The sequence below is a fragment of the Mesorhizobium sp. 113-3-9 genome, from assembly GCF_016756515.1.
GTDB lineage: Bacteria > Pseudomonadota > Alphaproteobacteria > Rhizobiales > Rhizobiaceae > Mesorhizobium.
The window spans coordinates 1,092,136-1,101,992 of sequence record NZ_AP023246.1; the positions used below are offsets into that span (position 1 = coordinate 1,092,136).

15 protein-coding genes are annotated in these 9,857 nt (G+C 63.2%); 8 read left to right on the forward strand and 7 right to left on the reverse strand.

Annotated elements, in window-relative coordinates:
- The first annotated feature begins 14 nt into the window (after window positions 1-14).
- Window positions 15-1,181: an NAD(P)/FAD-dependent oxidoreductase gene (locus tag MesoLj_RS05160; protein ID WP_202325303.1), complete on the forward strand. Its 1,167-nt coding sequence runs from the start codon at window positions 15-17 to the stop codon at window positions 1,179-1,181.
- Window positions 1,182-1,231: 50 nt separating this feature from the next.
- On the opposite strand, the gene MesoLj_RS05165 is transcribed toward MesoLj_RS05160, so the two are convergent.
- The 4 genes from MesoLj_RS05165 to MesoLj_RS05180 all read right to left on the reverse strand — a co-directional run bounded on the left by MesoLj_RS05165 (window position 1,232) and on the right by MesoLj_RS05180 (window position 3,385).
- Window positions 1,232-2,017, reverse strand: coding sequence for a DUF72 domain-containing protein (locus tag MesoLj_RS05165; protein WP_202325304.1), 786 nt, complete (start codon window positions 2,015-2,017; stop codon window positions 1,232-1,234).
- Window positions 2,018-2,092: 75 nt separating this feature from the next.
- A complete protein-coding gene (locus MesoLj_RS05170; protein ID WP_202325305.1) occupies window positions 2,093-2,584 on the reverse strand; it encodes an SRPBCC family protein in 492 nt (163 codons plus the stop codon).
- A 43-nt stretch (window positions 2,585-2,627) separates the two neighbouring features.
- Entirely contained in the window at window positions 2,628-3,074 is a 447-nt protein-coding gene (locus tag MesoLj_RS05175; RefSeq protein ID WP_202325306.1) for an SRPBCC family protein, read from the reverse strand.
- The gene (locus MesoLj_RS05180) at window positions 3,074-3,385 is read right to left on the reverse strand and encodes an ArsR/SmtB family transcription factor (protein WP_056576380.1); all 312 of its coding nucleotides are present in this window, start codon (window positions 3,383-3,385) and stop codon (window positions 3,074-3,076) included. The genes MesoLj_RS05175 and MesoLj_RS05180 overlap by 1 nt, the downstream gene beginning before the upstream one ends.
- A 168-nt stretch (window positions 3,386-3,553) precedes the next feature.
- Here MesoLj_RS05180 and leuD point away from each other — a divergent pair, with 168 nt between their 5' ends.
- The 7 genes from leuD to MesoLj_RS05215 all read left to right on the forward strand — a co-directional run bounded on the left by leuD (window position 3,554) and on the right by MesoLj_RS05215 (window position 8,149).
- Complete coding sequence (leuD, locus tag MesoLj_RS05185) at window positions 3,554-4,159, forward strand: 3-isopropylmalate dehydratase small subunit (RefSeq protein WP_140776208.1); 606 nt, start codon at window positions 3,554-3,556, stop codon at window positions 4,157-4,159.
- 63 nt (window positions 4,160-4,222) lie between these two features.
- Window positions 4,223-5,161: a hypothetical protein gene (locus MesoLj_RS05190; RefSeq protein WP_140776206.1), complete on the forward strand. Its 939-nt coding sequence runs from the start codon at window positions 4,223-4,225 to the stop codon at window positions 5,159-5,161.
- 52 nt (window positions 5,162-5,213) lie between these two features.
- Window positions 5,214-5,699, forward strand: a complete 486-nt coding sequence (locus MesoLj_RS05195; RefSeq protein ID WP_202325307.1) for an ester cyclase — start codon at window positions 5,214-5,216, stop codon at window positions 5,697-5,699.
- A gap of 33 nt (window positions 5,700-5,732) precedes the next feature.
- The gene (locus MesoLj_RS05200) at window positions 5,733-6,116 is read left to right on the forward strand and encodes a RidA family protein (RefSeq protein WP_202325308.1); all 384 of its coding nucleotides are present in this window, start codon (window positions 5,733-5,735) and stop codon (window positions 6,114-6,116) included.
- Window positions 6,113-6,463 (forward strand): VOC family protein, encoded by a 351-nt coding sequence (locus tag MesoLj_RS05205; protein ID WP_202325309.1) that lies wholly within the window; start codon window positions 6,113-6,115, stop codon window positions 6,461-6,463. Before MesoLj_RS05200 ends, MesoLj_RS05205 begins: the two co-directional genes overlap by 4 nt.
- A gap of 89 nt (window positions 6,464-6,552) precedes the next feature.
- Window positions 6,553-7,656: a 3-isopropylmalate dehydrogenase gene (gene leuB / locus MesoLj_RS05210; RefSeq protein ID WP_140776198.1), complete on the forward strand. Its 1,104-nt coding sequence runs from the start codon at window positions 6,553-6,555 to the stop codon at window positions 7,654-7,656.
- Between the two features lie 4 nt (window positions 7,657-7,660).
- Complete coding sequence (locus tag MesoLj_RS05215; RefSeq protein WP_140776196.1) at window positions 7,661-8,149, forward strand: GNAT family N-acetyltransferase; 489 nt, start codon at window positions 7,661-7,663, stop codon at window positions 8,147-8,149.
- Between the two features lie 46 nt (window positions 8,150-8,195).
- Here the strand turns inward: MesoLj_RS05215 and MesoLj_RS05220 are convergent, their stop codons facing one another.
- The 3 genes from MesoLj_RS05220 to MesoLj_RS05230 all read right to left on the reverse strand — a co-directional run bounded on the left by MesoLj_RS05220 (window position 8,196) and on the right by MesoLj_RS05230 (window position 9,856).
- Window positions 8,196-8,651, reverse strand: a complete 456-nt coding sequence (locus MesoLj_RS05220; RefSeq protein ID WP_202325310.1) for a MarR family winged helix-turn-helix transcriptional regulator — start codon at window positions 8,649-8,651, stop codon at window positions 8,196-8,198.
- A complete protein-coding gene (locus tag MesoLj_RS05225; RefSeq protein ID WP_140776192.1) occupies window positions 8,644-9,072 on the reverse strand; it encodes a polyketide cyclase in 429 nt (142 codons plus the stop codon). The genes MesoLj_RS05220 and MesoLj_RS05225 overlap by 8 nt, the downstream gene beginning before the upstream one ends.
- Before the next feature lie 127 nt (window positions 9,073-9,199).
- Complete coding sequence (locus MesoLj_RS05230) at window positions 9,200-9,856, reverse strand: DUF805 domain-containing protein (RefSeq protein WP_202325311.1); 657 nt, start codon at window positions 9,854-9,856, stop codon at window positions 9,200-9,202.
- Window position 9,857: the final 1 nt, after the last annotated feature.

Below are 9,857 nucleotides of genomic sequence, written 5' to 3' on the forward strand. Positions count from 1 at the left end.
GGATCGGAGAAAAAATGCGTTACGACATCGTCATCATCGGCGGAGCCATCGTCGGGTCCTCCATTGCCTACTATCTGCGCGAGGAAGGGTTTTCCGGCTCGATCGCGCTGATCGAGCGCGATCCGCAATTCGCCCACGCGGCGACGACATTGTCACTGGCCTCGATCCGCCAGCAATTTTCGATCCCCGAAAACATCCGCCTGTCGCAGTTCACGCTGAAGCTGTTCCGGCGGCTGAAGGAAGAATTCGGCACTGACGCTGATATCGGTTTCCGCGAGGGCGGCTACCTCATCCTCGCCGGGGAGAACGGCCTGCCGATCCTCAAGGCCAATCATGATGCGCAGATCGCCGAGGGCGCCGACATTGTGCTCGAGGACGCCGAGCAGCTGACGCGGCGGTTCGCGTGGCTGTCGACCGAAGGCATCTCCGCCGGCGCCTATGGCCGGACCGGCGAAGGCTGGTTCGACGCGCATGCGATGCTGATGCTGTTCCGCAAGGCGCTGCGCGACAAGAAGATCGATTTCATCGCCGCTTCGGTCACCGGTGTTGCGCGCGACGGCAACCGCGTCACCGGCGTCTCCCTCGACAATGGCCAGACGCTTGCTGCCGGCATCGTCGTCAACGCCGCCGGGCCGAACGCCGGCAATGTCGCGGCTTTTGCCGGGCTGGCGCTGCCGGTCGAGCCGCGCAAGCGCAACGTCTTCGTCTTCGAGGCGCGCGAGAAATATGCCGACATGCCGCTGCTGGTCGATCCCTCCGGCATTTATGTGCGCCCGGAAGGCTCGGTCTACCTCACCGGCGGGGCCGAGCCGGAAGAGGGCGACGGCCCGGCCGATCCTACCGATTTCGAGGTCAACTGGCCGCTGTTCGAAGAGGTGATCTGGCCGACGCTGGCAACCCGCATTCCGGCCTTCGAGGCGATCAAGCCGACCCGCGCCTGGGCCGGGCATTACGACTACAACACGCTGGATCAGAACGCCGTGATCGGCCCGCATCCCGAGGTCGGCAATTTCCTCTTCGCCAATGGCTTTTCCGGCCACGGCCTGCAGCAGGCGCCGGCGGTGGGCAAGGCGCTGGCGGAACTGATCGTGCATGGCGGCTATCGGACGATCGACTGCTCGGCGTTCGGCTACGAACGCGTGGCCGAAGGAAGGGCGTTCCGGGAACTGAATGTGATTTGAGCAAGACGGGCTACGATCTTCGGGATTGCCAAAGCGTCCCAGTTTCTTCGTCATTCCAGGGTCTTCACCGCTTCGCTCCTTGCTCCGCCCTGGAATGACGAAGTCTTTGCAACCATCGCATCAACCTTGAGAGCATTGCCAAGCGCGTGGCCTTCGGCCGTGTTGTCGAAGATGCCCCAGACCTCGGCGCCCGATGTGGCCGTTTCCTGCACCTGACGGCCGATCCGGTCGAGGCTTCCGGCATCGTAGTCCGAGTAATAGACACGCGGCACGCCATGCCAGCGAAAATAGGCAAGGCCGGACCAGCCGCCCGGCACTGCCGCGGCAGGGACCGGAGCCGGGTCGGCGGCCACACGTGCAATCTGGCGGCCGGCGAGAAGCGTTTCCGCCGCCGCTTCGAACCAACTGGGATGGCGTGGTTCACAGGCCAGCCTTGCCTTTGTCCGCTTGCTCAGCATGTCGAAGAAGCCGCCGGCGATGTCCGGCTCGAACGGCAGGCTCGGCGGCAGTTGCACCAGAAGCACGCCCAGCTTCTCGCCAAGACCTTCGACCTGCTGGAGAAACATTTCGGCAAGCGCATCGCAATCCACGAGACGATGCTCATGGGTCATGGCTTTCGGCGTCTTCACGGCGAAGCGGAAGTGCTCCGGGACGGAGTTTGCCCAGCGTTCATAGGTCTCGCGGCGATGCGGCTTGTAGAAGGACGTGTCGATCTCGACGATCGGAAAACGCTTGGCGTAACGTTCGAGATGTGATCCGGGCTGCGGGAAGTCTTCCTTGTGCCGGGTTGGGATTCCCCAGCCGGCCGTGCCTATGAAGCATTCCTGTTTTTCCATGCATGGGGATGTGGACCAGAGGCGGTGCGGGTCAAGGCGAGAGTGCGTGAAGAATCGCTGCCACTGACCTGCTGCTCAAGCCGCCGCCAGCCTCCCGGCTTCCACATACGCCTGCAGCCAGGCCAGCACCCGGCCCCAATCCTCGGCATGCTCGGTCGCCGCTTCGCCCAGCCCGGCGAAACCGCCATGGCAGATGGTCAGGCGCGTGCCCCTGCCGGTCGGCTGCAGCAGCCAGGCAAGCGTGGTTTGCCGCCGGCCAAGCGTGGGATGATCCCATGCGTAAGCTCGCGTCTGCACGATCCGGCGCGGCGCCTCGATCTCGACGAATTCACCGCTGGCCGGCAGGTCCCTGCCGTCGGCGCCACGCGCGGTGACCGTCCAGCGGCCGCCGACGCGAAGGTCGGCCGACCAATCGACCATCCGGTAGCTGTCGGCGGACCCCCACCATTGCTCGACTTCCTCGCCGACCAGTGCCCGGAAGATGCGTTCCGGCGGCGCCTCGATCTCGGCCGATGCCATGATCGTCTCGCCATTGGTCATGCTCCGCACCCAGGGATCATGCATCATCGATACCTCCGCGCAAATTTGTTTCGTTATCGAAACGGTCCTTTCATCCCTTCGATGGCGGGCGCTCAAAACCCTTGCCGGTCTCAAGCAGGCTCTTGAGGCTGGCCAGCACCAGCGGCCAGCCCTTGGCGACGTTGCCGATCAGTTTGTGCGGTCCGTCGGCTTCATGGGTCACGGCAAGCTTCATCAGCTCGCCATCCTGCTCGATGGTGAAGGTGCAGCGCGTGTAGCCGTCTTCCCTGACCTCGGGCATCCATTCATTGCGCCATTTGATGACCAGGCGCCGCGGCGGGTCGATCTCGAGGATCTCGCCGCTATCGGCGACACGTCCGTCAGGCAGGATCAGCTTCCAGCTGGAGCCCACTTTCCACTCGCTCTCCTGATAGGAGCAGAGGAAGAACTGCCGGTTGAACTCCGGGTCGGTCAGGGCCTCCCAGAGCTTTTCGGCCGTGGTGCGGATGTAGGTCACGTAAACGAAGCTGTTGCTCATCAGTCTTTCCTTTCGAGGCGTCTCTTCAAGTCGCTGAGGGCGGTCAACTGCCCCCGCTCGAATTTGCCGATCCAGCGCTCGGCGATCTCGTTGATCGGAACCGGGTTGAGGTAATGCTCCTTCTCGCGCCCCTTGCGGATGGTGGTGACGAGGTTTGCTTCTTCCAGGATCGCCAGATGCTTGGTCACCGCCTGGCGCGTCATGTCCATCTCCGCGCACAGCGCGTTCAGCGTCTGCCCGTTCCTGGCGTGGAGGCTGTCCAGCAATTGCCGGCGTGTCGGGTCGGCCAGCGCGCGAAAGACTGCATCCATGCTCATGGCTTTAATATGCAACCATTTGGTTGCATGTCAAGCGGCAAGATCTCGCACCATGCATCCCCCTTGTGCCGGCGCGCACGAACAGTTGGCTTTTATTTGCCCGCGGCTTTGTGTAAACGGAGCTTCAGCAAATCCCCCGCAACGAAAACACGGGCCAAAGCCATGGAAAAATTCACCAAGCTCACCGGCGTCGCCGCTCCGATGCCGATCGTCAATGTCGACACCGACATGATCATCCCGAAGGATTATCTGAAGACGATCAAGCGCACCGGGCTCGGCACCGGCCTGTTCGCCGAAATGCGTTACAAGGATGACGGTTCGGAAAACCCGGATTTCGTGCTCAACAAGCCGGCCTACCGCAAGGCGCAGATCCTCGTCGCCGGCGACAATTTCGGCTGCGGTTCGAGCCGCGAGCACGCGCCGTGGGCGCTGCTCGATTTCGGCATACGCTGCGTTATCTCGACCTCGTTCGCCGACATCTTCTACAACAACTGCTTCAAGAACGGCGTGCTGCCGATCACCGTCAGCCCCGAGGATCTCGAGAAGCTGATGGATGACGCCTCGCGCGGCTCCAACGCAACTCTGTCGATCGACCTCGAAGCCAAGGAAATCCGCGGCCCCGATGGCGGCGTCGTCGCCTTCGACCTCGACGACTTCAAGCGGCACTGCATGCTCAACGGCCTCGACGACATCGGCCTGACGATGGAGAAGGCCGGCGCCATCGCCTCGTTCGAGAAGCGCAACGCCGAGCAGCGCCCCTGGGCCTGAGCGGCACCATCCGATCCCGGCCGCTTTCAGGCCGGGCTCGCATCGACTGAGGGAGGGACAGTCATGGCACGTTCGCTTCTTGCCGGCGTTTGCGGGCTGGCCTTGTTGCTGCTTCCCACCATGGGCGGCTTTGCGCAGACACAGACGCCCGCCGCGCAGCAGACGCCCGCGGCAGCCCAGAAGCCGGCCGACCAGGGATCGTCGAGCACCAGCGACGCGGCGCCCGCCGACGATGACAGCCAGGCGCCGATACCGTTCGAGGGCGGCCAACTGACCATCACGCAGCCGGAGCAGGATGGCGAGAAGGTGCTCGCCTATGACGGCAAGCAGCTGGCCAGCAACTACGATGTCTTCTTCGACAAGATAGTGAAGATCGGCGATGTCAATGTGGCGCTGGTCGATGTCGGCGACGGCGGCAATCAATGCGGCCCGGCAAAGGTGATCGTGTGGAAGCCGCAAGGTGGCGAGATCCAGACCACGACGGTCGAGCAGGACGAATGCGGCGCGCCACCGGCGGCAATCTCCGACAGCGCCATTTATTTCGTGCCCTATCTGTTGCCGGGTGATGAGAAGCCGGCCTTGCAATGGTCGCCGACATCGGGGCTGACGACATCAGGCAATCTGACCTACATGCCCGAACCCGGCACCGACTGGAAGGATATCGATCCGTCGAAATACGACAACATCATCGACGCCTTCCACAATGAGGCCGTCTACAAGGAAGCCGAAAAGCTGCTCGGCAAGGACATGCCCGACATGGCGACCAGCCTGCTGGTCGGCGGCGGCACGGAAAAGACCGCTTCGGGCGCCTTCTATGCCAGCGGCTGCGTGCCGCATGACTGCGGAGGCAATGACGGCTTCATGGCGGTCGACCCGGCCAAGCACAAGCTCTACTTCGCCCGTCGGGGGGACGATGGCCAGCCAAAGGGCTGGCCGGCGCTGGAGACATGGCCGGCCGATGTCAAGGCAGCGCTGGACAAGGCACAGGGCGAGGCGAACTAGCGGCGTCGCCAAGGGACTGCCGTTCTGTCGCCATTTCCGGACGGAGGCTACGATGCAGAATAGGCGACAAGTAACGGCAGCCGCGCTGCTTCTTGGCGGCGGCTTGTTGGCACCGACCCTCGCCCGGGCGGCGACCGCGCCGCAATCGCTGGCGGAACGGTTCGCGGCGACACTGAGCGCGGGCGATATCGACGGCTTCTCCGACCTGTTCGCCGACACCTATGTGAATCATCAACAAAGCGCCGCCGCACCGCCGCCGGCCAATGTCAGCCCGAAACAGGCGACTGTCGCTTTCTTCAAGGCGCGGCTGGCGGCAATGCCCGATCTCGACATCGAAGTCGTGGTCGCCGACAAGGACCATGTCGCGGCGAGTTTCGTCTATAGCGGCACGCACAAGGGTGCCTATTTCGGCGTCGCACCGACCGGCCGGGCGCTGCGCTTCACCTCCTGCGACATTTTCCGGGTGCAAGACGGTCGTATCGTCGAGCATTGGGGCATGGGCGATATCGCAGGCGTCCGGGCCCAGCTGCGAGCCTGACGATCTAAACAACCGAACATTTGCAAGGACGCCATGCGCAAACTCATCTCCACCGGCTCGCCCTTCGAAAAGACCGCCGGCTATTCGCGGGCCGTGGTGCAGGGCGACTGGTGTTTCGTCTCCGGGACGACCGGCTATGACTATGCCACCATGACGATGCCCGACAGTGTCGAGGCGCAGACCCGCAATTGCCTGGCGACCATCGGCAAGGCGCTGAAGGACGGCGGCTTCGACATGGCCGACGTGGTGCGGGCGCATTACTACATCACCGACCACGCCTTTGTGGACGCGGTCTTCCCGATCCTGGGCGACACGTTCGGCGACATCAGGCCGGCCGCGACGATGATCGTCTGCCAGCTCAACAAGCCGGAAATGAAGATCGAGATCGAAGTCACGGCGCTGCGGCGGACTGCATGAAGGTCCGGCGCATCATTGCCAACATCGCCACGTCGGATATCGCGCCGGCGAAGCGATTTTATCAGGACGTGCTCGGCCTCGATCTGCTCATGGATCATGGCTGGATCGCCACCTATGGTTCGTCCGAGACCATGGGTGTGCAGGTCAGCTTTGCCGAGCAGGGCGGCTCGGGCACGCCGGTGCCCGACCTGTCGATCGAGGTCGACGATGTCGAGGGCGCACTTGAAGGCATGAAGGGCGCCGGCTTTGCCATCGAATACGGACCGGCCGACGAGCCCTGGGGCGTGCGGCGCTTCTATGTGCGCGATCCCTTCGGCCGGCTGGTCAACATTCTCTCGCATCGGTGAATGCGCGTCTCAAGCGCAGGCTTGCGCCGCAAGCGCTTGGCGTTTAGCAAGGCCGCGGTTCAAATTCTTTTTCTGGGACGGTTTTCTCCATGGCAACGAAGCATCTTTTCCTGCTCCCCGGCGACGGCATCGGCCCCGAGGCCATGGCCGAGGTCAAGAAACTGATATCGGCCATGAACGAAAAGCTCGGCAGCGGCTTCGCCACCGATGAGGGCCTGGTCGGTGGATGCGCCTACGATGCGCATGGTGCGGCCATTTCCGATGCCGACATGGCAAAGGCGATGGCGGCGGATGCGGTGCTGTTCGGTGCCGTCGGCGGTCCGAAATGGGATGCGGTGCCTTACGAGGTGCGCCCCGAAGCCGGCCTGCTGCGGCTGCGCAAGGACATGGAGCTGTTCGCCAATCTGCGCCCCGCCATCTGCTATCCGGCGCTGGCGGCGTCCTCCTCGCTCAAGCAGGAGGTGGTCGAAGGCCTCGACATCCTGATCGTGCGCGAGCTGACCGGCGGCGTCTATTTCGGCGAGCCCAAACAGATCATCGATCTCGGCAACGGCCAGAAGCGCGGCATCGACACTCAGGTCTACGACACGTTCGAGATCGAGCGCATTTCGGGCGTCGCCTTCGAACTCGCGCGGACCCGCAAGAACCACGTCACCTCGATGGAAAAGCGCAACGTCATGAAGTCGGGCGTGCTGTGGAACGAGGTCGTCACCCAGACGCAGAAAGCGCGTTACGCCGACGTCAAGCTCGACCACATGCTGGCCGACGCCGGCGGCATGCAGCTGGTGCGCTGGCCAAAACAGTTCGACGTCATCGTCACCGACAATCTGTTCGGCGACATGCTGTCCGACATCGCCGCCATGCTGACCGGCTCGATCGGCATGCTGCCGTCGGCCTCGCTCGGCGCGCCCGACGTCAAGACCAAGAAGCGCAAGGCGCTCTACGAGCCGGTGCACGGCTCGGCGCCAGACATTGCCGGCAAGGGCATCGCCAACCCGATCGCCATGATCGCGTCCTTCGCCATGTGCCTGCGCTATTCCTTCGGCATGGTCGCGGAAGCCGACAAGCTTGAAGCGGCAATCGCCGCCGTGCTCGACGATGGCCTGCGCACCAAGGACATTCTCTCCGCCGGCATGACCGAGGTCGGAACCGTCGAGATGGGTGACGCGATCATCGCCAAGTTCCTGGGCTGATCCCGTGCCGGTCGACGTCCGTTGGGCGACGGCCGCGGATGCCTCCGCGCTCGCGGTCATGCTGTGCGCCATGGCGGCGCATTACCGGCAGCCACCGCTCGACCATGATCGGGCTTTGTCCGCGGCGCGCAAATGGCTTGGCGAGGAAAGCCCGGCCTATCCACATTTTGCGCTTGCCTTCGTTGAAGATGAGGTGAGCGGGTTGGCGTCGGTGGCGATCGCGCATCCGGGCGTCGATCTCGAGCGGCTGCTGTTCCTCAAGGATCTGTTTGTGCGTGACCAGGTCCGCGGTGCCGGCGTCGGCCGGGCGCTGATCGATTTTCTCGCCGGTCATTGCCTCAGCCACGGCATCGGCCGCATCGACCTGACCACCGAGGACTGGAACGAGGGCGCGCTGCGCTTCTACGCGCGGCTCGGCGCCGAACGGCACGGCCAGAAGATTTTTCTCAGGCTTTCGAGCGACGCGCTGAAGGTATTAAAACCTGGCGCCTGACGGCATGGTTTCCCAGGATTGGTTATCCAACTTCAGCGAAGCGGCCTCAGCGAATGTCGCCGGCGAGCTGCCGCAGCAGCCCAATGAGTTGCGCCTCGTTAACCGGTTCGAAAAAGGCCGCGTCGGCAGTCTCGACGGCGACGATGGCGCGCTGCGCGGCTGCCGCCCCGGCTGGAGTGACGCGGATCACCTTGGCGCGGGAATCCCTGGGGTCGGCCTCCCGCGCGATCAGCCCCTTTGCCTCGAGCCGGGCGACGACGTCCGAGGTCATCTTCACTTCGGTGCCGGCCTGGGCGGCGAGCTGCACCTGGTTGGGCGGCTCGCCATTGCGGCCGAGCCACATGGCCGAGGCCAGCAGCACGAACTGGACATGCGTCAGGTCGAGCGGCGCCAGCGCCGCCGTCATGACACGCTGCCAGCGCATGGTGGTTCGCCACAGCAACAAGCCGGGGCTCTCCGAAGGTCCGCTGAAGCGCGTGTTCAAATCCTGCCCATCAGCCACCGTTCGCGAACTCCTTTGCCTGCTCGAACAATTTGGCCATCGAGACGTCGAAATCGCCGCTGATCTGCGGGCCGAGCTCGGGTCCGACCTCGGCGGCCGAGGGGCCGGAAATTTCCAGCCTGTGCGTCACCTGCGTGCCGCCTTGAACCGGCACCAGCGTGTGCCGGAACAGCAGTTTCGTGTCATCGAACGAAGTCTCGTCGGCGTAAGTGACGTTGTCGACGAGATCGACGATAAGAGATTCGAACGTGTCCTGTCCGGCCGGGGTCACGGAGACACGGGTGCCCTTGGCGAACGGCCCGTGCAGCACGAAGGTATCGGACCCTTCATAGGTCAGGCGGCCCTCATGCAACGCCTTGAGCGCGTTCCAGATGGCTTGTGCGGGAAGCGGCGAAATCGAGGTGTACTCATTGCTCCACATCGTCTTGGCTCCATCCATCTCATTTAATCTGCCAACAGACTATCTGTGCACGGATTAAAATGCAAGAGGAATCTTGCGGCAAGGCCGAGACGCATCCCAAATCCCTTCGGCATTCCTGCCGGGATCGCTAAATTCGCACCCTCGCCGGCATAAATCCCCACCGGTTCTCCAGGGGCCGAGAGGGAGTGAGCCCGAAGATGAGAAAGGCCAACGCTCCCAAAACCGGGATGTAGCAAAGCAAGACAAGCCAGCCTGTCAGCCCGATGTCGTGCAGACGCCGCACGACGACTGCGATCGACGGCAGGATTCCCGCCAGCACGAAGAGCAGGGCAGGAATGTAACCGATCGAGGTCCTTGGGCCGTCGTCGAAGCCGCTTATCGCCAGGTTGAGGAGAATGCCGAAACCGAACAGCGCGACGAGTATGACGTAGAACCAGAGATAGAACGCCCAAAGCTCCTTGCGACCGGCCCGGCCGGTGAAATTGCGATAATCGTCCCCAAAAGCTCGCAGGAAATAGGCCCAGAGCCCCATGGGCCTGAGGGGGCGCGTTTCGAATGTCTGGCCAGATTGCTCCGGCCTGCCATTTGGTGACGATGCGGCGGGTTTTGCGGCGACGATTTCGTGAGCTGTTCCGTCGTCCGGTGTGAACTCGACCAGTATGCCTTTCGCAATGGTCACGTCTTGGGTCAAGTCGCTACGGCTGAAGATGTAACGCTTGCCATCAACGCCATTCACGTAACCGAAATCCTGATCCTGGTCGTAATGAAAGATTTCTCCGCGCATT